Genomic DNA, 23,103 nt, shown 5'->3' with positions numbered 1-23,103 from the left:
ATGACGGCCGTGGAGCTGCGCCAACTTCGTTACTTCCTGGCCGTCGCCGACGAGCTGAACTTCGGGCGGGCCGCCCAGCGGCTCCTGATCGCGGGGCCGTCGCTGTCCCAGCAGATCAAGGCGCTCGAACGCGACCTCGGGGTCCGGCTGTTCGACCGCGACCGCCGTTCGGTCTCCCTCACCGGCGCCGGCTCGGACCTGCTCCCGTACGCGCGTGCCCTGCTGGACCAGGCCGAGGACCTGCAGCGGCGGGCACGCCGTCTGTCAGGTGCGGCGGCGGTGCGGCTCGGTTACGTCAGCTGGCTGCCCGCCGACCTGGTCGCCCGTACGTCCGCCGTGGCCCAGGTGCACGTGGACGCCTGGGTCGCCCCCTCGCACACGCAGGCCGCCCGCGTCGCGGACGGCAGCCTCGACCTCGCGGTGTGCTGGGTGCGGACGGAGGACCTGGAGCGGCTGGGCCTGACCGCCCGGCTGCTCGGCGCCGACCGTCTCCACGCCGTCTCGGCCGGGGAGGACACGAGTGACGTGGCCGCCGGGGACACGGCGGTGCTGCTGGACGACGACGTCACATCCTGGTCCTCGTGGAACGCCTTCGCCGAGGAACTGGCCCAGGACACCGGGGCGCGGGCGGTGCACACTTCGGACAGCGGGGTGACCGGCCCGGCGTTCTTCGACCACGTACGGCGCAGCCGCCGCCCGGTCGTCAACTCTCCCAAGGACCGGGCGACGGCACTGCCGCCGGGTCTCGTGCGGCGGCAGGTCGTCGAACCGTGCGTGCACTGGACGTGGTCGCTGGTGCGGCGCCGGGACGAGGAACGGGCCGCGGTCCTCGCCGTCGTCGACGCGCTGTGTGCCGGTGTCGGCGACCTCGGGCTGCGCGACGCGGACGCCTGGCTGCCGGCCGGGGACCCGCACCGCGCATAGGGCCGCGCCCATCGGCGGGTGCGGGGAGCGGCGTGCGGCCTGACAATTGTCGGGAGGCCGGAAGGGCCGGACGACGCGTGGAGGCGATCATGCGTGGCGCACTCAGGGAGGTCCGGGGGCTGAGCACGGGCGGCGGTGACGTGCGATGACCGCGACCGACGCGAGAACCGGAACGGCGCCCGGCACCCTGTCCGGGCAGACGGTCGTGCTGGTGGGCGGCAGCGCGGGCATGGGTCTGGAGACCGCCCGGCAGGTCCGTGCGGCCGGGGGCGACGTGATCCTGGTCGGCCGGAACACCGAACGCCTGGAGCGCGCGGCACAGGAGGTCCAGGCCCGGAGTACGGCCTCGTTCGACGCCGAGGACCCGGCGCGCCTGGAGCGCTTCCTCGCGGAGCTGCCCGGGACCATCGATCATGTGCTGGTCACGGCGGGCCGGCCGGCGTACACGCCGCTCGACGAGGTCGACGTCGCCGCGGCCGGGCGGGAGTTCGGCGGACGCATCGCCATGATGATGGCGGTGGCACGGGCGAGCCGGGAGAAGCTCAGGCCCGGCGGGACCGTGCTGTTCGTCGGCGGCACGGGCGGGCGCCGCCCGGCGCGCGGAATGACGATCATGGGCGGTGTCACCGCGGCGATGCCTGCGGTGACCGCCAGCCTGGCGCTGGAGATCGCGCCGGTCCGCATGAACCTCATCGCGGCCGGCTTCGTCGACACCCCGCTGTCGGCCTCACTCCTCGGGGATCAACTGGAGGCGCGGCGCGATCAGTTGCGGAGGACCCTGCCGATCGGCCGGGTGGTCGGCCCGGCGGACGTCGCCGCGCTCGCCGTGCACCTGATGGTGAACGACGCCATCACCGGCGCCACGTACGACATCGACGGCGGCCAGCAGTTCGTGCCGGAGTGAGCCGGCCGGTGTCCGCGGGCCTCCGGACGGGGGTCCTCGCGGCAGCTTCCGTCAGGGCGCGCGCAGATCGTGCAGATCGTCAGGGCGCGCGCCAGATGTTGTCGAACGCGTCGTTCTCGATGCGCCGGCGCTGCCGCTCGGCCTCCAGTTCGGTGACGGCGTTGCCGACCGCGGCCAGGACGGTCGCGCCGTCCTCGTCGGCGACGCTGTCCGGGCGTCCGGCCTCACCGCCCGGGACGCCGACGGCCGCGGCCAGGACCGACAGCACCGGTTCGCCCGAGGCCCAGCGTTCCGCCGCGCGCTCACGCGCGGGCGAGTCCACGAGCACGGCCCGGTCGCTGCGGCCCGGCAGCCACCGATGGTGCGGCCTGACGGCGTACCCCTGCGTCTCCAGTGCCTCGGTGTAGGCCGACGACAGCTTCTCGCCGCGGCGCCACAGCCACTGGTCGACGGTCTCGTACGGCTCCTGCCGCACCAGCGCCGCGGCAGCCTGGTCGAGCAGGCTGTCACTGGTGGTCACGGGCGGGCCGGGCACGATGCGGTCGCCGTCCAGCGCCGCGGCCGGGGAGTCGACGAGGTCGAGCAGTTCCGCTCCCGCGAGGGCCAGCGACAGGTCGTCCGCGTCGACCGGTGTGCCCGCCGCGTCGTCCTTGGTGACGATCAGCAGGTCCCACGCTGTGCTCATGGAAACGCTCCCCTCGCTGGGCGGCCGCCGCCCACCGCTTCGCCCGGGCGTCCGTCCCCTCATTCTGCGTCCCCCCACCAGGTCACGCCACGGCTGCGCCCCGGGGGGGGACACACCGGACGCGGCGACAGGCGGCAGTCGCCGGACGGGATCAGCGCCGCGCGCTCTCGCGGACGTGCCGGGCGAGGTGGGTCCACCAGCGGGACAGGCCCTGCGCGGAGACCTCCCGCGCCTGCTCGCCGACCAGACGGGTGAGCAGGTCGAGTTCATCGGCCATCGCGAAGCTGTAGACGAGTCGCTTGAGGACGCGCTGCTGCTCGCCGGGGTCGGGGACGGCCTTGGAGTGCCGCTCGAAGACGGCCCGCCAGTAGGTCTCGGGGCTGCGGCCCCCGATGTGGCCCAGCGCGTCGACCGCCGCGAGGACCACGCCCCGGGGCAGGCCACGCGCCAGGGTGAGGTCGGCCACCACGCCGCGCTGCTCCGGGCCGCCGAGGACGCGCAAGGCGTAGAGCACCGGAACGGCCTGGTTCTCGGCCCGGACCACGGCGGTGTTGCGCAGTTCGGCGGTCAGGGCGGCGGCGACCTCACCGCCGTAGGGGCTGGCGGAGAGCAGCATCGCCGCGTACAGGCGGACGTCGGCCACGGGGTGGTGCAGGAGATCGTGCACGATGCCGCCGAGCACATCGCCCGACTGCGGGGAGGTGACGTCGTCGGGCAGCCGGGCGAGGACGCGGGCGACGGTCACGGAGGCCGCGGCGGGCGCGGTGAGCGAGCCGTGGAGGACCACGGCGCCGGCCGTCGGGTGGAGGTCCGCGGCGGCGGCGACCAGCCGGGCGGTGTGCGCCGCCGACAGCGGCAGCCGGTGCACCAGGACCGCGGCGGCCTCGACCAGCGGCAGGGGATGCGCGCCCTGCGAGGCGCTGGTCAGCACCCCGTCGACCACGTCCACCAGCACGCGGTTCTGGTCGGCGCCGAAGTGGCCTTTGCGGGACTTGCGGGCGGCGGCCAGCATGGCGCCGTAGCGGCTGTCCTCGGTGGTGGGGTCGGTGAGCTGGCGGATCACCGCGCGTGCCGCGTCGGGGTGCGGGCTGCCGTCCAGGGCGCACACCGCCTCGATCAGGCCGACGTGCTCGGACTGTTCCGCGGCCTCGGCGCACACCGCGACGGCCTCGGGCGCCCAGAACGGATCGGCCATCAGCCGCCCGAGGGCCTCGAAGCGCCGCATCCACTGGGTACTGGACGAGACCAGGGTCTCCTCCAGCAGCCGCTGGACGACCGCCCGCCGGACCCGTCCCGGGGAGACGCTGCCGCCGCCGTAGGCCGCCCACCAGGTGAGTTCGTCCCAGTCCTCGCTGGTGAGGATGCCGCCGTCCAGGGCGCGGTCCAGCAGGGGATCCATCCGCAGCGCGGTGCCGTGCGCACCGGCGCTCCGCGGGCGGGCCGGGCCGTTGGCGGCCGTTCCGGCGGGCGGCCCGTAGCGGCCCCGCAGGAAGGCCGCCGCGGCGGGACCGCCCTCGTGGCGGGCGACGGTCTGGATGGGTGCGAGCAGGTGGTGGGCCGGGAGCCCGAGGACCCCTTCGTAGCGGCGGACGGCCTCGGCGGTCACCACGACCGTGCCGCTCTCCCAGCGGGACAGGGTGCTCGGTGAGATGCCGCCCTCCTTCTGCCCGGACACGCCGTAGGCGCGGGCGAACCCGCCCAGCCGTCGCAGGTCCGGGTCGGTGTGGCGCAGCCGGTGGGACCGCAGCAGCCAGCCCGCCCTGATGTGCCACGGTGTCCACGGAATGGCCGCCGGTCTCGCCCCGCCTGCTCGCGCCACGTCGTCCCCTCACGTGCCCGTTCCCCACCCGACGTCGTTCCCCCCACATTGGCCGGATTCGTCCGGCATCGCGAGACGCATTCCGGACGCATCGCACACGGCCGTCCGGCCGCTGACAGCGACGGTCGCGGCCGCCCCGCGGCGTTGCACGCGTCCGCGCCCGATGCAACGTCCCCGCCTTCTCGCACCCGGCACACCTGGCGTGACCGCAGACGGGCCCCTCAGCGCGTTCTCCCCGTATGCCGTCCACGGAGGCAGCCACCATGGCCACCGCGCCGCCCGTCCCACCCGACCCGCCACGCCCCAGACGTCTTTTGATGGTGAGCGACTACGCCCACCCGTCCGAAGGCGTCGAGCAGTTCGTACGCGAGTTCCTCCGCTTCGCGGCCCCCACGCATGATTGCCTGGTGGCCACCTGGGGGCGCGAACTCCCCCTCCCCGGCCTGTTCGGCGGGGTGCGCACGGTGCAGTGCGGAGACGTCCGCTCGGCGTGGGCGGCCATGGACTGGGCCGATGTCATCGTGGTGCCCACGAGCTTCAACGTCCGCATGCTCGCCCGCCTGGCCGGCGAGTACCTCACCTGCCGCTCCACGCCCTGCCTCACCGTCGTCCACACCTCCTCGCACTCCGACCCCGCGGCCGGGAGCGTGCGGGTGCAGGAACGCCGGCTCGCCCAGCTGATGTCCCACAGCACCTGGACGGTCGCCGTGTCCCAGGACGTGGCGACGGCCGTGCGGGATCTCGTCCGGCGGAACGGCGAGGTGTCCGTACGGCTGACCGTGATCGAGAACGGCGCGCGGCTGTCGGCGCCGCTGCGCAGACGTGGACCGTCCCGGCGGCGGGTGTCGTTCATCGGCCGGCCCACTCCGCAGAAGGGCCTGGACCTCTTCCTCCGGCTGGCCCGCGAACTGGGCGGTTCCGGGCTGGAGTTCGCCGCCAACACGGTCTCGGTACGGGTCCGCAGCCCACTGCCGGCGGTCCCGTTCAGCGCTCTGCTCGACGACCGGGCACTGCTGTCCTTCTTCGCAGCCACCGATCTGCTCGTGGTCCCCTACCGGCACTCCGACGGACGGCCGCCGGCCGTCCTCGAGGCGCTCAACTGCGGTGTCCCCGTCATGGGATTCGCCCCCCGGGGTCGGCGAGTTGCTGCGCAGACACCATCAGGCCGTCCTGCCACCGGACTTCCCCGCACCGCGGGACGGGGTCACCGCCTGGCAGCGTGGCGACCCGGACGTCCCGCCCGCGCCCACGGGGTCCGTCGCCTCGTGGACGGCGGTCCTGCGCGACTACGCCGCCCTGCTGGCGCCCGCCGGGCACGCCGGGCACGCCGGGGTCCTGGCGGGATGAGGGCCGCGGCCGGGACACAGGTCAGCCTGCGCCAGCCGGCGTTCGGCCCCTGCGTGACGTACGCGTTCCCCTCCCGGGCGCGGGCGGAGCTGGTGCGGGAGTGCGTGACGGGGCGTCCGTCCGGGGCACGTCCCACCCCCGTGGAGTGGCGTGAACTCGCCGCTCCCCGGCGCGAGCCCGCCGATGTCCGGCTGCCGGCCCGGCAGGACAGGATGGACGCCACCCCTGGCTCACGATGCCGGGCCTCCACCTTCCCCGTGAGCCCGCCGGAGAGGGGATCGTGCGTCCGCGGCGCAACGGGACAGTCTCCGATGCCGCTGGTCAGGTCTCGGCACCCCGCGCCGCCTCGGCGAACACCTGCTGCGCCACCTGGTAGCCCTCGAAGGCCCGGGCGGCACCCGCGTAGGCGGAGAGATGGAGGAACACCTCGACGATTTCCTCGGGCGTGACGCCGTTGTTGAGCGCGATCCGCAGTTGCCCCCGCAGCGGTTCCATAGTGCCAAGGACGGCGGTGACCGTCACGGAGACGAGAGAGCGGGTCCGCGTGTCCAGCACGCCCGTGCGGGGCCACACGTCGCCGAAGGTGTGCATGGTGGCGAGCCGCTTGAAGTCGGCGCCGTTGGCGGGCTCACCCTCGCCGGGCTCCAGGAACCGCTGCAGCGGAACGCCGAGCAGGTCCTCCGCCGTGGCCAGCGCTTCGCGGTAACGCTCGTCGTCCTGGTCGCCGTCCATGTCAGTCCCTCTCCGATCGGACATATCACCCGAATCCGCATGCTAGGGGCGGGGCGGGCCGAAGCAGCCGCCGACCCGCCAGGGGCTCTCGGGCGCACGGCAGCCGCGGCCCGGCCCGCCCGGGCGTGTGACACGTTCCGCGTGGGGCACCCGGGAGTTGTGCCGGAGACCCCAGGGAAAGGCGCCTCATGACCACCTCCCCCGACCCTTCGCACCCGACGAACAGCGACGGGCCGCGGCCCACCCGGGTCGCGATCGTGACCGGCTCCGACTCCGGTATCGGCCGGGCCACCGCGGTACGCCTCGCCGAGAGCGGAATGGACGTCGGGATCACCTGGCACAGCGACGAGAGGGGCGCCGAGGAGACGGCGGAGGAGGTCCGCGCCCAGGGCCGGCGCGCCGCGGTGACGCGGCTGGACCTCACCGAGCTGCCCGGCGCGGCGGACGCCGTGGAGACCCTGGCCGACGAACTGGGCAGGCTGGACGTCCTCGTCAACGGCTCGGGTACCGGTACGTCCACCCGTTTCCTGGACATCGATCACGCGACGTTCCAGCGCGTCATGGACGTCGACGTGATCGGCCCGTTCCTGTGTTCCCAGCACGCGGCCCGGCGGATGATCGCGCAGGGCGGAGGCGGCCGGATCGTCAACATCACTTCGGTGCACGAACACCAGCCGCGGGTGGGCGCCGCGCCCTACTGCGCCGCCAAGGGCGGCCTCGGGCTGCTCACCCAGGTGATGGCGCTGGAGCTGAGCGCGTACGGCATCACCGTCAATGCCGTGGCCCCGGGTGAGATCGCCACACCCATGACGGGCCAGGAGGACGCCGATGTCACCCGTGCCGCGCGCCCGGGCATCCCGCTGGGCCGTCCAGGCGACGCCCGCGAGATCGCCTCGGTGATCGCCTTCCTCGCCGGCCCCGACGCCTCCTACGTGACCGGCGCGTCCTGGGTCGTCGACGGCGGCATGCTCCGCATGGGCCCGCAGGCCGGCTCCCACCTGACGTCCGGCGACTGGCGCAACCCCTGACTCACCGCCGGCCCGGCCGGCTCGCCGGTACTCACCTCACCGCGCCCACGACCGGCCGGACGGCAGCCTCACAGCTCCTGCGACCGCCCGGACGGCAGGAGCCCGCCGATGTCGGCGGGCAGCACCGCGGCCATCTTGTCCATGAGCTCCGGGGCCAGGGCCGCGTCGAGCACCTCGAAGACCGCGGCGGTCTCCTGCAGGGCCGCGTCCTCCGTGGTGCCGGCCCGGCCCGCCACCCGGCCCGCGAAGGCGGTGAGGTCGAAGCGTTCGCCCACCGACGGGTCGCGGCCGTCCAGGGCCGCGGACTCCGCCGCCCGGTGCACGCAGACGCCCAGCGACGCTGGGAGCTGCGCCGCCATGTGGTCGGCCAGCCCGGAGGGCAGCCGTTCGCCCAGGGTGCGCAGCACCGCGTCCATCGCCCGTTCGGCCGAACCGCGGTCCGGCAGCTGGGCCAGGGCCTGGGCTTTTCCGATCATCTCGTCGTGCTTCATGGCACGCCGTCTCCTCCCGTCCCGCGTCGTGCGACCGGCAGTCCCCGGGTACCCCTTCTGGCGGGACGGAACCTGTCATGCCGGGGTCCGGGAAGAACCCCTGACAGCGCCCCCGGATCACTCCGGCTGGGGACGGCTCTCCGGGCGCACCGCGGGACGGGTGTGGACGAAGAGCTGCTTGCGGTCGCCGACGTCGAGATGACGGGGCAGCGGGAGCTCGTAGCGCACCGGGCGCTGGTGGTCGGCCATCTGCCGGGCCGGGTTGTAGACGCTGTTGAACTTCCACAGCATCCGGGCGAAGTTCGTCTGCCCGCGCGCCAGGTTCCCGCCCAGCACCCGCATGGCGCCCACCGCGTTGCGCAGCCCGAGGTGCTTGCGGTTGATGACGGCCTGTGTCCTGACCAGCTCCCGGTAGAAGACGTCCAGCGGCAGGGTCGTGGGCACCACCGCGTGCTGGATGTCGAACAACCGGTAGTCGCGGGTGGTGAGCCGGCGCGACTCGGTGTGCCAGATCTCCGTGCCCGGGTAGGGCGTCATCACCGTCAGGTGCACGATCTCCGGCACCGACAGGGCGAACTCGCGGACCACCCGGAACCGCTCCTCGTCCCAGGCCGGGTCCACGATGAGGTTGATCGCCACGATCAGCCCGAGACGGCGGGCGACCTCCAGGGCGCGGAAGTTGTCGTCCGGGCTGACGCGTTTGCGGTACAGGTCCAGCCCTTCGGCGTCGATGGCCTCCATGCCGAGGAACATGTACCGCAGCCCGAGCCGCACCCAGCGCTGGAAGACCTCCTCGTTGCGCAGGAGCACGTCGCTGCGGGTCTCCAGGTAGTACGACTTGCGGATCCTGCGCCGTTCCAGCTCACCGGCCAGCGCGTGTCCGTGCTCGGGACGGATGAAGGCCACGTCGTCGACGATGAAGACGTTGGGCTCGCGGATCGAGGCCATCTCGGCGCCCGCGGCCTCGGGGGACGCCTTGCGGTAGCTGCGGCCGTAGAACGTCCAGGCCGAGCAGAAGGAGCAGTCCCAGGGGCAGCCGCGGGTGAACTCGATCGACGCGCAGGGGTCGAGCTCGCCGATGAAGTACCGGCGCCGGTGCCGCATGAGGTCGCGGGCCGGCATCGGGTCGTCGATGCTGTGCAGCATCCGCGGCTCGGGACCGCGCCCGTTCGCCGTCACGACGCCGGGCACGCCGTCGACCCCGCCGTCCCGCACCGCCTCCATCAGCGGCGCCACCGCGGGCTCGCCCTCGCCGCGGATCACCGCGTCGACCGCTCCCCCGGCCTGCTCGATGACGTCCTCGGCGACGAAGGACACGCTGTGGCCGCCGAAGAACACGAAACACGACGGGTCGGCGTCCTTGGCGGCCTTGGCCACCTGGATGGCCTCGGGGATGTTCGCCAGGTAGTTCAGCGAGATGCCCATGGCGTGGGGGCGGAACGTCTTGAACTCGCGGGACAGCGTCCGGCCGGCGGACACCTGGAGATCCACCACCCGCACCTCGTGGCCGGCCGCACGGGCCGCGCCCGCCACCCGCTCCAGGCCGAGCGGCTCGAGGCGCAGGAAGATCTCCGAGTACATCAGGGCACTGGGGTGGACCAGAAGCAGTCGCATGGTGACCTCGAAGCAGTGGACGGCCGATATGTTCAGGTGTCCACCTCGGGGCCACGAGGAAACCGCATGCACTCCATCGGGTCCGGCGCCCGTGCTCCATTCGGCCCATGTCCGGCTGCGGAGCGGCAGCGGCGGCACGGGGGCTCTCGGCGCCCGGCGCGCGCTCGGGTACGCGGGTGGGACGGCGGTACGCGGGTGGGCCTCAGGTGCGCAGGTGGGCCTCAGGTGCGCAGGTGGCGTTCGATGTCCTCGTGGAAGCCGGCCAGGGCCGCCTCGGTGAGCGTGGGCCGGGTGTCGGCGATCGCGGCCAGGTAGTCGCCGGTTCCGGCCGGCGCGCCGCTGCGCTCGGCGACCTCCCGTTCGAAGGCCCGCTGGGCGCCCTTGCGCGCGGCGAACTCGATGTCGGCGGGGGTGAACATCGCGCTGGCCTCCACCAGCCGGTCCAGGTCGACGGACTCCGTGGACGGCCCGAGGTAGCGCCGCCAGATCGCCTCGCGGGCCGCGTCGTCGGGCGGGCCGACCGGCAGGATGTAGTCGAACCTGCCCGGACGCAGGAACGCGGCGTCCAGGGTGCGCAGGGAGTTCGTCGCGCAGATCAGCAGCCGGTTGTCGCCGTCGCGGAACGCCGGGATGAGTTTGAGCAGCTCGTTGGTGACACCGTGCCCGGGATCGACCGCCGCTCCCGACCGCGCGGAGGCGATCTCCTCCAACCTCGTCGATGAAGAGCACCACGCTCTCCAGGTCGGCCAGGTCGGCGAAGCTCTCGCGGAGCGAGGCGGCCAGCCCGTCGCCCGCGGCGGCCAGCCGCGACGGGAACAGCTCGACGAAGGGCCAGTCCAGGCGCGAGGCGACGGCCTTGGCGAAGCTCGTCTTGCCGGTGCCCGGCGGCCCGAAGAGGATCACCGCCTTCGGCGGCGACACCCCGAAGCGTTCGGCCACCTCCGGCTCCACCAGAGGCAGCACGATCCGCTTCTCGATGGCGTCCTTGGCCTCCCGCATCCCGGCGAGCTGGTCCCACAGGCCGTTCGGCAGCACGCGGCCGCCGAGTTCGGCCAGGACGCCCGCGTCCGAGGCGCCGAGGTGCTCCACCTTCTCGAAGTAGGCCAGTCCCTCCGTCCGGCGGTAGCCGCTGTGCTCCAGCGCGGCGGTTCCCGTGGAGCCCGGGGCCAGGACCGCGCAGAACCGCCGCACACCCGTGCCCCGCAGCCGGCGTTCGAGCTCCCCGATCAGCGCGCTGCCGAGTCCGCGGTTGCGCCAGCGTCCGGACAGCGCGACCAGCAGGATCCATGCCCGCTCGTCCTCCAGCCGGGCGACGATCAGCCCGACGATCTCGTCGCCGACGACGGCCACGACCGCCGGCTGCCCGCTGCGCGCGGCGGTCACGACCTCGGACACGGGGAAGACGGGCACGGCTGCCTCCGTCTGACGCCCCTGGTCCCACAGCTGGATGGCCTGGTCGAGGTCCTCGTCGTGGAAGTCCCGCAGATGCCAGAGCGACACCGTCGTCTCCTCCCTGGAGGTCAGCGCCGTGGTGCCGGTCACCGGGCCGGCACTCCCTTCCACCGTGCACACAGCGGCCGCGGACCGGCATCAGCAGCGGCCGCCGCGGCCGCCGCCCGCAGGTGCGGGGACGGCCCCGGTTCCTAGACTGTGAGGCGTGGCCCGGCCGAACGAGGACGTCGAGGCGCTGCTGCAGGAGTACGCGGACCTCATCGCCATCACCGGAGGCGACGCGTTCAAGGCGCGCGCCTACGAGAAGGCCGCACGCGCGATCGGCGGTCATCCGGGCGACGTCTCGCGGCTGGACGTCGCGGGGCTCAAGGAGATCCCCAACGTGGGCACGTCGATCGCCGAGAAGGTGGTCGAGTACGTCCGCACCGGGCGGGTCGAGGCCGTCGAGGAGAGCAGGGCGAGGATTCCCGCGGGCGTGCGGCAGCTCATCGCCATCCCCACTCTCGGCCCGAAGAAGGCGCTGACGCTCTACGAGGACCTGCACATCTCGTCGGTGGACGAGCTGGCCGACGCGATCCGGGCGGAGAGGCTGCGCGGCCTGAAGGGCTTCGGGGAGAAGACCGAGCAGAACATCCTGCACGGCATCGACCTGATGCGGCAGGCCGGCGGACGGATCCTGCTGAGCACCGCCGCGGAGGCGGCCGAGGAGATCGTCGCCGGGCTCTCCCGGATCCCCGGGTGCGAACAGTGCGCGCACGCCGGTTCGCTGCGCCGGATGAGGGACAGCATCGGCGACCTCGACATCCTGGTGGCCGCCGACCGCCCGGCGCCGTTCATGGAGGCGCTGACCGAACTGCCCTCGACCGCCGAGGTCATCGCGCACGGCCAGAAGAAGACCTCGGTCCGCACGGTCAAGGGCGTCCAGGTCGACCTGCGCGTGGTGCGGCGGGACTCGTGGGGAGCGGCTCTGCAGTACTTCACCGGGTCGAAGGCGCACAACATCCGGACCCGGACGATCGCCGTGCGCCAGGGCCTGAAGCTCTCCGAGTACGGCCTGTTCGGCGCGAGGGGCGGCAGGCGGGTCGCGTCGCGGTCCGAGGAGGAGGTGTACGCCAGGCTCGGGCTGCCGTGGATCCCGCCGGCGCTGCGCGAGGACCGCGGCGAGATCGAGGCCGCACAGCGCGGCGAGCTGCCGGAGGTGGTCACGGAGGCCGACATCCGCGGGGACCTGCACACCCACACCGACCTCACCGACGGCCTCGCACCGCTGGAGGAGATGGTGGCGGCGGCCGCCCGGCGGGGTTACGCGTACTACGCGGTGACCGACCACGCCCCGAACCTGTACATGCAGCGCATGACCGACGAGAAGATCCTTGCGCAGCGCGAACAGCTGCGGGCGCTGGACGGCGAGCGGCGGATGCGGCTGCTGCACGGCACCGAGCTGAACATCGGCCCGGACGGGGAGGTGGACTGGCCGGACGCGTTCCTGGCGGGCTTCGACCTCTGCGTGGCCTCGGTCCACTCCCATTTCGGGCTCGACCGTCGGGCGATGACCCGCCGGCTCGTCCGGGCCTGCGAGAACCCGCACGTCAACATCATCGGCCACCCCACCACCCGGCTGATCGGCAGGCGGCCCGGCATCGACGTGGACCTCGACGAGGTGTTCGCCGCGTGCGCCCGGACGGGCACGGCCCTGGAGGTCAACGCGCAGCCCGACCGTCTGGACCTGGGTGACGAGGACATCCTGCGTGCCAGGAGTCACGGCGCGAAGTTCGCGATCAACACCGACGCCCATTCGATCCCCCACCTGGCGTACCTGCGCTACGGGGTCGGCACGGCGCAGCGGGGCTGGCTCACCCCGGAGGACGTCGTCAACACCTGGCCGCTGCGGCGGCTGCGCGGCTTCCTGCGCAAACACCCGGGCGGCTGAGCCCACCCCCACTCCGCGCTCCTCCTGCGCGCTTCTCCCCGCCGGTCAGGCCCGGGACGCCGTGAGCGTGCCGTCGGGCCCGGTGGCGACGCGGGTGCCGAAGGCCCTGCTGTGCTCGTCGAGGACGGCCCGCAGCCAGGCGGTGTCCTCGGCCGGCGCGTGCTCCAGCCGCATCCGGCGCGCCCTCAGCGGCACCATGTCCAGCCCGGCCAGCCGACCGGTCCCGGCCTCCACCCGGACCAGGTACAGCACCCGCAGGTCGTCCCGGTAGGCCGCATGCCCGGTGATGCCCTCGTAGTCGTCGACGAGGTCGCCGCAGCCGTAGAGCACCAGCCGGTCGTGGTGGATCTCCAGCGGGCGCGGGTGGTGCGAGGAGTGACCGTGCACGATGTCCACGCCCGCGTCGACCAGCGTGTGGGCGAAGTCCCGCTCGGCGGGGGTGACGTCGTAGCCCCAGTTCGGTCCCCAGTGCACGGAGGCGACGACGATGTCCCCCGGCCGGCGGAGCTGCCGCACCCGTCGGGCGAGCGGAGCGGCGGTGGCCGGCGACGGATCCTCGACCAGCGCGACGCCGGCGCGGTCGGCGGTGGCGGCCCAGGCCGGAGGGATCCCGCTGGAGGGCATCCCGAAGGAGAGGACCAGCACCCGGTGGCCCTCGTCCAGCGACACGGCCGCCGGCCGCCGCGCCCGTGTGACGTCGTCACCCGCACCCGCCGTGCGCAGCCCGGCGTCCGCCAGGACGTCGAGGGTCTCGCGCAGACCGCGCGCGCCGAAGTCCAGCACGTGGTTGTTGGCCAGCGCGCACACGTCCGGCCGGGCCACGGCGAGGCACGGAAGGTTGGCGGGGTGCATCCGGTAGTGCACGCCCTTGCCGGGTGCGAAGTCGCCGTCGGCGGTGACGGACGTCTCCAGGTTGATCACCCGCATGTCGGGCGCCGCGTCGTCCAGGGCGGCCAGCGCCTCGCCCCAGGGCCGGCGGAAGTCCGCGGGCCGGGGCACCGGCCCGTTGGCGGCTTCCGCCAGCTCGACGTAGGAACGGGCGTCGCGGACGAAACTCTCGCGCAGCGCCGGGTCACCGGGGTGTGGAAGGATCTGGTCGACGCCCCGGCCGAGCATCACGTCTCCGCCGAGGAACACGGTGACCAGCTCCTCGCGCACGCTTCCCACGCTATAGCGGGCACGGGCGTCCGTCAGGCTCAGCCTCCGGTGTGGGCCTCGGCGACGGCCAGCGCCGCCGCCATGATGCTCAGCTGCGGGTTCACCTCGGGGCAGGACGGCAGCAGGGAGCCGTCCGCGACGACGACGCCGTGCACACCGCGCAGGCGTCCCGTCCCGTCGGTGGGGGCGCGCTGGGGGTCGGCGCCCGCGGCGACCGTGCCGGTGGGGTGGTACGCCGACAGGTGGAGCTGCCGAGGGCCCACCCGGCCGAGGATCGCGTCGAGTTCCCGCACCGACCGGGCCCGGGGCGCGACGGGTATGCCGGTGAGCACCTCCTGCGCGCCCGCCGCGAACAGCAGTTGGGCCATGGCGCGCACCGCGTGGAGCAGCCGGTCCGCGTCGCGCGGGCTCAGTCCGTAGCGGACGAGGACGCGGTCGCGGCCGAGGACGCGCCCAGAGGGGAGGTCGGCGACCATCGCGCCGAGCGTCGCGAGCCGGCCGGCGTCCTCCAGCTCGTCGCGCAGTTCACGGCCGACACCGGGCAGGACGAAGGAACCCATGCCGGGCGGGGTGGCGGTCGCCTCGATGAGGACGCCCCGGCTGTGCAGTTCCTCCACGCCGACGCTCTGCAGGACCCCCTCCCAGGCGGTCACCGGCTCGGCGAAACGGCCGGCGACGCTGGTCGCGGGGTGGACGCTGAGGTTGCGGCCCAGGCGCGGGTGGCGGCCGAGTCCGGAGCGGCGCAGCAGGGCCGGGGACTGGAGTGCTCCGGCCGCGACCACGACCAGCGGCGCGAGGATCTCCGACTCGGCGCTGTCGTCGCCGCGTCGCCCCGCGCCGCCGGACACCGCCACCCGCACCCCGGCGGCACGGGGTCCGCCGGGGCGGCCGGGGTCGACGAGGATGCGCAGTACGCGGGCTCCCGTGACGATCCGGGCGCCGGCGGCGCACGCGTCCGGCAGCACGGAGAGCTGGACGCTCTGTTTGGCGCCGGTCGGGCATCCGACGACGCACTGGCACGACCCGCGGCAGCCGGGCGCGTTGCGGCGCAGCGGTGCGGCGCGCCAGCCCAGTGCGGCGGCTCCGGCGAGAGCGATGCGGCCGTTGGCGCCGAGCACGTCGAGGCTCTGCGGCCCGACGTGCAGGGTCCGTTCGGCCTCGTCGAGGAAGGCGTCGAGCTGCGCGGCCGCGGCGAACCCGTACTGCTGCGTCCAGCGGGCCAGGACGTGCGCGGGAGTGCGGTAGCAGGTACCGGAGTTGACGACGGTGGTGCCGCCGACGGCCCGGCCGACGGGCAGCAGCAGCGGTGGGTCGCCCAGGGCGATGGTGGCGCCGCCGTCGCGGTACAGGTCGGTGAAGCGGTCGAGGGGGGCGCGGCGGCCGAAGGACGCCGTGCTGTGATGGGCGCCCTCTTCGACCACGACGACCCGGGCGCCGGCGCGGGCCAGGGTGCGGGCGGCCATCGCGCCCCCGGCGCCGGAGCCGATCACGACCGCGTCCGCGGTGCTGCGCCGTGGCCAGGCGTGGGCCGGGGTGCAGTCCAGTGGCGGGTCCGCGGGGACGGGGGCGGTGGGCGGCGCGGCCCGCCCGGCGAGCCGCTCGGTGCCGGCGGCGAGCAGGACCGGCACCTTGAGGACGTCCAGCATCGGCTGCAGACGCGGCCTGGCGCCCAGGGCGGCCAGTACGCCCTCCCGCTCGGCGGGGGTCAGCCCGCCCAGCCGCCGCCCGGTGCGGACCAGCGCGTACGCGTCGATCGCCCGGGCGGCCGCGCGGATCCCGGCGCGGCTCGGCAGCGGCATGGCGGACAGCAGGCTCTCCAGCCGGTGCGGGGTGCGGGCCGCCCACTCCTCCGTACCGTCACTGGCGAGCAGGCCCGCGACGAGACCGTCGAGACTCATCGGCCGCCCGCCTCCCGGCTGGTCGCGGTGGCGGGCCGCCGCGTCCGGGGCTTGCCGGGCACGCGAGGCGCCGGGGACGGCCGGAGTACCGGTGTGCTCATCGGGTGCCCACTTCCGCGTGCGCGGTGCCGTCGAGCCGCCAGTCCGCCTCCGGGCGCCACCGGCCCCACCAGCGGTCCAACCGGACCTGGGCGTCGGCGCGTTCGCAGTTGCGGCAGGTGGCGCGGGCGCCGTCCGGGTCGGTGTACTCCAGGGCGAGAGTGCGGTCCTCGGGCTGGGTGACGGTCACCCGGATCCTGCGCAGCCCGGCCCGTCCGGTCACGGTCCAGGTGGGCAGGCCGATGTCGGCGCGGAACCGCAGCGCGCCGGCCCAGCCGATCGCCGACCGCTCGGGGCGGCGCGGCCAGGTCCGTCCGTCCCGGCGCAGCCGCAGGAAGACCAGCGGGGGCAGGCGCCGCAGTCCCGGACGCGTCGACACCGCTGCCACGATCTCCAGGACGTCCCCACCGCCGAGATCGGCGTGCAGCCACGACCAGCGGCGGGCGTTGCCGTGCCCGTAGATCCGGGCCGACGCGCCCGGAGCGCCGGTCAGTTCCAGCGTGCCGTCCTCGTAGCGGACCGTGCCCTCGTACGTGGCCCGGGCTGCGGGCAGGATTTGTGCGGCGGGCAGCAGCGGGCGGCGCCATGACCAGCGGGGGAAGGTGAACAGCGGTGCCGCTTCCGGCTGTTCGGTCAGGTCCCAGTTCATCGCGCCGGCCGCACCGGCGAGCCGGCCGGGTACCGCCCGGACGCCGTCGGCGGCGAATCCCCGGTCCTCGGGCTTCCACGGGACCGGCCCGAAGCGGGCGTGGCGCACCGGCGCGCCCTTGGGGAACACCGCGGCCCAGCCGTGCGCGTAGGCCGCGGATCCGTCCGCGGGGGCGGTCAGTTCGTGGTGGAGCCACAGGCCCGTGCCGGTCGCCGGGTCGGTGACGGTGGTGTACCAGACCTCGGTGCGGCCGGGAGCGCCGCGCCAGCGGGCGGCGGTCAGCGCGTCCGGGTCCTCGCGGCGGGGGAAGCGGAAGCCCGCGAGGAAGGACGGCAGCGCGCGGGCCCGGAAGCGCAGGGTCCCGGTGCCGAGCGGCTCGTCGTCCTCGTACAGGGTGAAGGGCAGCACGGTCATGGAGCGGACCGGGTGCCGTGGGGTGATCGACTTCCACCCGTCCAGGACCAGCCGGCGCCCGCCGGCGGTGAACGCCAGCCGGTAGCGGATTCGCCGCGCGGCCAGCGGGGAGATCTCCAGCTCGCCGGACGCCGCCGGGTCGTCGGCGAGTCCGGCGACGCGCACCCGGCCCTCGACGCGGGCGAGCGTGGTGCCGAACGGGCGCAGGACATGGTCCGCGGACGCGCGCAGATCGAGCCGGACCGGGCTGACGCGGCCGGATGTGGTCAGCCGCATGCTGCCGGTCATCGTCTCCCGGAAACGCGTGCCGCGGCTCACCCCTCCTCCTTCTTCCGCAGCCCGTCCATCATCAGCCGCTCCGTCTCGGTGAGGTACTCCTCAGCGGCCGCCCGGGCCGCGGCACGGTCCGCGGCCGTGACCGCGGCGACCACCGGTTCCAGCCGCCGGTAGGCGCTCTCCGGATCGGTGAAGGGCGAGACGAGCGCGGCCCGGACCGGCAGGTACGCGTTGAACAGGGTGTTGGTGAGCAGGACGTAGACCCGGTTTCCCGTGGCGCGGGCGAGGGCCCGGTGCACCTCGATGTCGGCGAGCTGCACCCCTTCGCCGCCCTCGGCGGCGCGTACCTCCGCCAGCCGGACGGCCAGTTCGGCGCGGTGCGCGGGCGTGGCCCGCTCCGCGGCGCGCTCGGCGATCAACGCGCCGATGGAGCGGCGCACTTCGAAGATCTCGCCGATCCAGTCGGGGCTGTGCCGGATCAGCATCGGCAGCAGATCGGCACCGCCGAGCCGGGCGAAGTCGCGGACCCGGGTGCCCACGCCGTGCCGCGTCTCCAGCAGTCCGGCCTGGACGAGCCGCCCGAAGGCGTGCTTGAGGGTCGTCCGGGTGACGCCGTAGCCGTCGGCCAGCCGCCGCTCGGGCGGCAGAAGACTTCCCACGGGGTGCCGTCCGGCGAGGATGTCCTCGCGCAGGCGTTCTTCCAGGACGTCGACGATGGTGTCGCGAGGCAGCGCCTCCATACCGGCCCTCCTGTGGTCCAGTGGCTCAGCCACTCAACCACTGTGCGACGACGACCGTCAACGGTGCGCCGGCGACGAGCGCTTGAGGGGGCATCAGTGGGCGGGCCGCTCGCACTCACCCGTTACGCCGCCAGGTTGCGGCCCGGCCCCCTCCGGCACCGCCGCGCGTTCGTGGGCCCTGGTCCAGGCGGTGAGCTGTTCCCGTCCCGCGGGGGTGAGCGTGACGACGGAGGCGCGGCGGTCCGCGGCGCCGACGTCCCGGACCTCCGGACCGCCCTCCGTCGTCGGGTCGATCAGTCCGCTGACGGTGCGACGGCCAGTCGTCGGCGAACCGCCCGGTCGCCACGCACCGGGAACTCCCCGCGAGGACACGCCCGGCGGGTCGGCTCTTTCGGACGCTCATCCCCCTCCCCCGCGCATCGATGCCCGCAGGACGCGGAATCCAACGCTCCGGTTTACCGGGGAAACGTCGGTACCCGATGTAATGTCAGCCGGGTCGTCCGGCCGCCAGGCCGCCCCGCACGGCGAGAGTGAGCCACCACGTCCATGCTGCCGGTGTCCCTGCGAAGCCTGGTGAGTGACACCCCACGACGGCATACCCGTCAGTCCGGCAGGCCCGGCGTCCACTCCGCGGTACCGGACCACGGAGAACCGCGGTGACCCGCACGGCCGACCGGAAGCCACAGCTGGGCACGCCCGCCCGGCGGTCCTGGCGGCCGCCCCCGCTCCTGCCGCCGCGGCTGCGCCGTTCCGGCCGGCCGCGCCTGTGGGTCGAACTGGCCTTCAGCGTCCTGCTGTACGTGGCCTACGAGCGCATCCGTGGAAAGGTGCCCGAGCACCGGACCGCGGCCCTGCACCGCGCGGCACGGCTCTGGCGCGCCGAGCGATGGCTGCACCTCGATCCCGAACTGGCCGTCAACCACGCCGTCGACCGCGTCTCCTGGCTGACCACCGGCATGGACTACTACTACGGCTCCCTGCACTTCGTCGTGACCCTCGGCGTCCTGATCTGGCTCTACGCCCAGCGGCCGGACTGCTATCGCGGGGTACGCAGCGCCCTTTACACCGCGACCTTCCTCGCGCTGCTCGGCTTCGCGTTCTGCGCGCTCGCACCACCGCGCTTCCTGCACGGCCAGGGTTTCATCGACACCGTCGTCACCCACCGGGACTGGGGCTTCTGGGGCTCGGCGCCCGACTCGGGCGTGTCCAACCAGTACGCGGCGATGCCCTCGGTGCACATCATCTGGTCGGGCTGGAGCGGTCTGACCCTGGCCGTGCTCGCCCGCCGTACCTGGGTACGGGTGCTGGGCGCGTGCTATCCGCTGGCGACCCTGGTGGTCATCGTCGCCACGGCCAACCACTTCATCGCCGACGCCGCGGCCGGCGCCCTGACCCTCGCCGCCGGTTTCCTCGTCCAGCGGCTGCTCACCGGCCGGCCCGCGTATCCGGCGCGACAACGCACCGGCGGCGGCCCCGACCCGTGGCCGCCGGCACCCACACTTCAGCAGGCAGGCGGAGAGGCGGGGCCATGACCACGGCGCACTGGCTGTTCGGCGACCAGCTCGGTCCGCACTTCCTCACCCGCGGCCCGGGCGCCGTCGACCAGGACGCGCCCGTGGTGATGATCGAGGCCCGCTCGGTGTTCCGAAGGCGCCGGTTCCACCGCGCCAAGGCCCATCTGGTGCTCTCCGCGATGCGCCACCGGGCCGCCGAACTCGGCGACCGCGTGCGGTACGTCCACGCGGAGACCTACCGCGAGGGCCTGCGCGAGGCCGTCGGACGCGACCCCGTGACCGTCCATCACCCCACCTCGCACGCCGCCGTCCGCTTCGTCCGGTCACGGCCGCGCGTGGAGGTGCTGCCGGCGCGCGGCTTCCTGCTGGCGCACGACGCCTTCCGCGCCTGGGCGGAGGAACACGACGGGCATCTGCGGCAGGAGGACTTCTACCGCTGGGTGCGCCGGGAGCGCGACCTGCTGATGGACGGGGCGGAACCGGCCGGCGGGCGCTGGAACCACGACCACGACAACCGTGAACCCCCGCCCAGGGACACACCCACGCTCGGCGCGCCCACACCCTACCGGCCCCAGGAGAACGACATCGACGAGGAGGTCCGCGCCACCCTCGACCGCTGGGAGCGCGAGGACGGCATCCGGTTCGCCGGACGTGACGGACCGCGCCGCTTCCCCGCGAGCCGCCGGGAGGCCCAGGCCGCGCTGCGCCGGTTCACCGGGCACCGGCTGGCCGGATTCGGCCCGCACGAGGACGCGATGCTCGCCGGCGACCCGGTGATGAGCCACAGCCTGCTGTCCTCCTCCCTCAATCTCGGTCTGCTCGACCCGGCCGAGTGCGTGGCGGCCGCCGAGGACGCCTACCGGGCCGGCGAAGCGCCGCTGAACAGCGTCGAGGGCTTCGTCCGGCAGGTCGCCGGCTGGCGCGAGTACGTGTGGCAGCTCTACTGGTACTTCGGCGAGGACTACCGGAACAGCAACGCCCTGCGCCACCACGAGCCGGTGCCGGAGTGGTTCGCCGACCTGGACGCGGAAGCGGTCACCGCCCGCTGCCTGGCCACCGTCCTTGCGCAGGTGCGGGACACCGGCTGGACCCACCACATCCCGCGGCTGATGGTGCTCGGCAGCTTCGCGCTGCAACGCGGCTGGGACCCGCGCGAGGTGACGGACTGGTTCCACCGCAGCTTCGTGGACGCCTACGACTGGGTGATGCTGCCCAACGTCACCGGCATGTCCCAGTACGCCGACGGCGGCCGGATGACCACCAAGCCGTACACCTCGGGCGGCGCGTACATCCACCGGATGTCCGACCTGTGCTCCGGCTGCGCCTACCGCCCGTCGGACCGCACCGGTGAACGGGCCTGCCCGTTCACCACCGGATACTGGCGCTTCACCCACCGCCACCGTTCCCTGCTCGCGGGCAACCAGCGCACCTCGCGGGCGGTGCAGGGCCTGGACCGGCTCAGTGACCTCGACGACGTGCTGCACACCGACCGGCGCTTCGACGACGGCGCTCCCTGATCCGCCCGGACCGCCCGCCCGAGGACCGCACGTCTCCGGCCGTCGACCGGACGCCGTGCCGGTTCAGGGGCTTGGGCATCTGGTTGACGCGACGCGGCGCGGTCGCCCGATCGGGGGTAGGGCGGCCCGGTGACCAATCCGGAGGCCGCCTGACTCCGAATGCGGGGTGTGAGCGATGATCCGGGCAGGGACGACGACAGCGGCGCCCAGGGCGCGCTGACGCCGCGCGGGACGCCCTCGGCGGCACGCGGCCGGCGCGCGCTGCGCCTGGTGCTGGGCGGCCTGGCCGGACTGCTGTCGGCCGCCGCGGCCCTGGGTGTCGCGGAACTGGTGTCGGCGGCGATCCGGCCGCAGGCGAGCCCGGTCGTCGCCGTGGGCGGGGCCGTCATCGACCGCACGCCGGCGTCCGTGAAGGACTACGCGGTGCGGCACTTCGGGACGAACGACAAGCTCTTCCTGCAACTGGGCATCCTCGTCGTCCTGGCGCTGTTCGCCGTCGCTCTCGGCATGGTGGCACTGAGGTTCCGGTGGGCCGGCGTCGCCGGAGTGGCGCTCTTCGGGATCGCCGGCGTGCTGGCCGCGAACAGCCGCCCGGACCGTCACGGCGCGGACGTGCTGCCGTCGGCGGTGGGTGCGCTCGCCGGCGCCGCGGCCCTGTGGCTGCTCTCCGCCCGCCTCGCCCCGGCGCGGGCGCCGGGCGACGGCACCCCGGCGGGCCACCGGGCGGAAGCCCGCCCCGCACAGGATCGTCCCGATGCCGACGGCGTCTCGGGAGACAACCCCGCGTTCGACCGCCGTGGCTTCGTCGCGGCCGCCGCGGCCACGGCCGCCGCCTCCGCCGGCGCCGGGGTGCTGGGGCGTGTGCTGGGCGACCGGCGCGGCGCGGCCGCCGCCGCGTCACGGCAGGCGATCGCGCTGCCCAGGCCCGCGTCCCCGGCCGACGCCGTGCCACGCGGCTCCGCGTTCGGCACACCGGGGCTGAGCCCGTTCATGACGTCCACCGACCGCTTCTACCGGGTCGACACGGCTCTGGTCGTCCCGAGGATCGACGCGGGCACGTGGCGCCTGCGCCTGCACGGCCTGGGGATGCGGCGCGATGTCGTCTACACCTACGACGACCTGCTGCGCCAGGACCTGATCGAGCGTGACATCACGCTGACCTGCGTCTCCAACCAGGTGGGCGGCCCGTACGCGGGAAACGCGCGGTGGATCGGCGTGCCGCTGGCCGGCCTGCTGCGGGAGGCGGGCGTGCGACCGCCCTCCGGCGGCGGCCCCGCCGACCAGCTCGTGGCCCGCTCGGTCGACGGCATGACGATCGGCACGCCGGTGGAGACCGTGCTCGACGGCCGCGACGCGATGCTCGCGCTGGGCATGAACGGGCAGCCGCTGCCGTTCACGCACGGCTTCCCCGTCCGGGTCGTCGTCCCGGGCCTCTACGGCTACGTGTCAGCGTGCAAGTGGCTCCGGGACCTGGAGCTCACGACGTTCGACGCCTACGACGCCTACTGGGTACGGCGCGGCTGGTCCCGAGAGGCGCCGATCAAGACCGCGTCGCGGATCGACACGCCCAGGCCCTTCGCCACCCCGAAGGCCGGGCGGGTCCCGGTCGCCGGAGTGGCGTGGGCCCAGCACCGCGGCATCGACCGGGTGGAGGTGCGCGTCGACGGCGGCCCCTGGCACACCGCGTCGCTGGCCGCCGAGGACACGACCGACACCTGGCGGCAGTGGCAGTGGGACTGGGACGCGACCGCGGGCGGTCACACGCTCGAGGTCCGCGCCACCGACCGAACCGGGGCGACCCAGACGGAACGGCGCGCCGGGACCGTCCCGGACGGTGCGACCGGCTGGCACTCGGTGGTGGTCACCGTGACCTGACCCAGGCCGGGCAGTGCCCGCCTCCCCCGACCAGCAC

17 protein-coding genes and 1 pseudogene are annotated in these 23,103 nt (G+C 74.3%); 8 read left to right on the top strand and 10 right to left on the bottom strand.

Translation table 11 applies throughout. From position 1 onward, the window contains the following. Both K7862_RS21225 and K7862_RS21220 read left to right on the top strand, forming a co-directional pair. Window positions 1–924 carry a LysR family transcriptional regulator gene (locus K7862_RS21225; protein WP_222964862.1) on the top strand — a complete coding sequence of 308 codons (924 nt, stop codon included), beginning with the start codon at window positions 1–3 and terminating at the stop codon, window positions 922–924. Between the two features lie 145 nt (window positions 925–1,069). Further along, window positions 1,070–1,828, top strand: a complete 759-nt coding sequence (locus tag K7862_RS21220; RefSeq protein ID WP_222964860.1) for an SDR family oxidoreductase — start codon at window positions 1,070–1,072, stop codon at window positions 1,826–1,828. A gap of 79 nt (window positions 1,829–1,907) precedes the next feature. Here K7862_RS21220 and K7862_RS21215 read toward each other — a convergent pair whose 3' ends face one another. Both K7862_RS21215 and K7862_RS21210 read right to left on the bottom strand, forming a co-directional pair. Beyond that, window positions 1,908–2,513, bottom strand: coding sequence for a GOLPH3/VPS74 family protein (locus tag K7862_RS21215; RefSeq protein WP_222964859.1), 606 nt, complete (start codon window positions 2,511–2,513; stop codon window positions 1,908–1,910). Window positions 2,514–2,664: 151 nt separating this feature from the next. Beyond that, window positions 2,665–4,332, bottom strand: a complete 1,668-nt coding sequence (locus tag K7862_RS21210; RefSeq protein ID WP_222964857.1) for a helix-turn-helix domain-containing protein — start codon at window positions 4,330–4,332, stop codon at window positions 2,665–2,667. Between the two features lie 1,143 nt (window positions 4,333–5,475). Here K7862_RS21210 and K7862_RS21205 point away from each other — a divergent pair. Next, window positions 5,476–5,679, top strand: a complete 204-nt coding sequence (locus K7862_RS21205) for a hypothetical protein (protein WP_222964855.1) — start codon at window positions 5,476–5,478, stop codon at window positions 5,677–5,679. 321 nt (window positions 5,680–6,000) lie between these two features. On the opposite strand, the gene K7862_RS21200 is transcribed toward K7862_RS21205, so the two are convergent. Next, entirely contained in the window at window positions 6,001–6,411 is a 411-nt protein-coding gene (locus K7862_RS21200) for a carboxymuconolactone decarboxylase family protein (protein ID WP_222964852.1), read from the bottom strand. Window positions 6,412–6,599: 188 nt separating this feature from the next. Between K7862_RS21200 and K7862_RS21195 the strand changes: the two genes are divergently transcribed. Further along, window positions 6,600–7,439, top strand: coding sequence for an SDR family oxidoreductase (locus tag K7862_RS21195; RefSeq protein WP_222964850.1), 840 nt, complete (start codon window positions 6,600–6,602; stop codon window positions 7,437–7,439). Between the two features lie 68 nt (window positions 7,440–7,507). Here the strand turns inward: K7862_RS21195 and K7862_RS21190 are convergent, their stop codons facing one another. The 3 genes and pseudogenes from K7862_RS21190 to K7862_RS38495 all read right to left on the bottom strand — a co-directional run bounded on the left by K7862_RS21190 (window position 7,508) and on the right by K7862_RS38495 (window position 11,044). Further along, window positions 7,508–7,930 carry a DUF2267 domain-containing protein gene (locus tag K7862_RS21190; protein ID WP_222964848.1) on the bottom strand — a complete coding sequence of 141 codons (423 nt, stop codon included), beginning with the start codon at window positions 7,928–7,930 and terminating at the stop codon, window positions 7,508–7,510. 117 nt (window positions 7,931–8,047) lie between these two features. Next, a complete protein-coding gene (gene hpnR, locus K7862_RS21185) occupies window positions 8,048–9,544 on the bottom strand; it encodes a hopanoid C-3 methylase HpnR (protein WP_222964846.1) in 1,497 nt (498 codons plus the stop codon). Window positions 9,545–9,765: 221 nt separating this feature from the next. Then, window positions 9,766–11,044 (bottom strand): annotated as a pseudogene (locus K7862_RS38495) (ATP-binding protein). Between the two features lie 157 nt (window positions 11,045–11,201). Between K7862_RS38495 and polX the strand changes: the two are divergent. Continuing rightward, window positions 11,202–12,926: a DNA polymerase/3'-5' exonuclease PolX gene (gene polX, locus K7862_RS21175; protein ID WP_222964844.1), complete on the top strand. Its 1,725-nt coding sequence runs from the start codon at window positions 11,202–11,204 to the stop codon at window positions 12,924–12,926. A 45-nt stretch (window positions 12,927–12,971) separates the two neighbouring features. On the opposite strand, the gene K7862_RS21170 is transcribed toward polX, so the two are convergent. The 4 genes from K7862_RS21170 to K7862_RS21155 form a co-directional block, all read right to left on the bottom strand. After that, window positions 12,972–14,084 carry a CapA family protein gene (locus K7862_RS21170; protein WP_222964842.1) on the bottom strand — a complete coding sequence of 371 codons (1,113 nt, stop codon included), beginning with the start codon at window positions 14,082–14,084 and terminating at the stop codon, window positions 12,972–12,974. Window positions 14,085–14,122: 38 nt separating this feature from the next. After that, window positions 14,123–15,982: a GMC family oxidoreductase gene (locus K7862_RS21165; protein ID WP_222964840.1), complete on the bottom strand. Its 1,860-nt coding sequence runs from the start codon at window positions 15,980–15,982 to the stop codon at window positions 14,123–14,125. A gap of 97 nt (window positions 15,983–16,079) precedes the next feature. Beyond that, on the bottom strand, window positions 16,080–17,462 hold the full coding sequence (locus K7862_RS21160; RefSeq protein WP_308012102.1) for a tocopherol cyclase family protein: 1,383 nt from the start codon (window positions 17,460–17,462) through the stop codon (window positions 16,080–16,082). Continuing rightward, the gene (locus tag K7862_RS21155; protein WP_222964838.1) at window positions 17,459–18,160 is read right to left on the bottom strand and encodes a FadR/GntR family transcriptional regulator; all 702 of its coding nucleotides are present in this window, start codon (window positions 18,158–18,160) and stop codon (window positions 17,459–17,461) included. The genes K7862_RS21160 and K7862_RS21155 overlap by 4 nt, the downstream gene beginning before the upstream one ends. Before the next feature lie 656 nt (window positions 18,161–18,816). On the opposite strand from K7862_RS21155, the gene K7862_RS21150 reads away from it, so the two are divergent. The 3 genes from K7862_RS21150 (at window position 18,817) to K7862_RS21140 (ending at window position 23,066) form a co-directional block, all read left to right on the top strand. Then, window positions 18,817–19,692 (top strand): phosphatase PAP2 family protein, encoded by an 876-nt coding sequence (locus K7862_RS21150; protein ID WP_222964836.1) that lies wholly within the window; start codon window positions 18,817–18,819, stop codon window positions 19,690–19,692. Further along, on the top strand, window positions 19,689–21,191 hold the full coding sequence (locus K7862_RS38595; protein ID WP_222964834.1) for a cryptochrome/photolyase family protein: 1,503 nt from the start codon (window positions 19,689–19,691) through the stop codon (window positions 21,189–21,191). Before K7862_RS21150 ends, K7862_RS38595 begins: the two co-directional genes overlap by 4 nt. Before the next feature lie 261 nt (window positions 21,192–21,452). Then, window positions 21,453–23,066 carry a molybdopterin-dependent oxidoreductase gene (locus K7862_RS21140; protein ID WP_262413551.1) on the top strand — a complete coding sequence of 538 codons (1,614 nt, stop codon included), beginning with the start codon at window positions 21,453–21,455 and terminating at the stop codon, window positions 23,064–23,066. Window positions 23,067–23,103 lie beyond the last annotated feature (37 nt).

It is taken from the genome of Actinacidiphila acidipaludis (assembly GCF_019890725.1).
Classification (GTDB): domain Bacteria; phylum Actinomycetota; class Actinomycetes; order Streptomycetales; family Streptomycetaceae; genus Actinacidiphila; species Actinacidiphila acidipaludis.
This window is presented reverse-complemented; position numbering and strand designations above follow the sequence as displayed.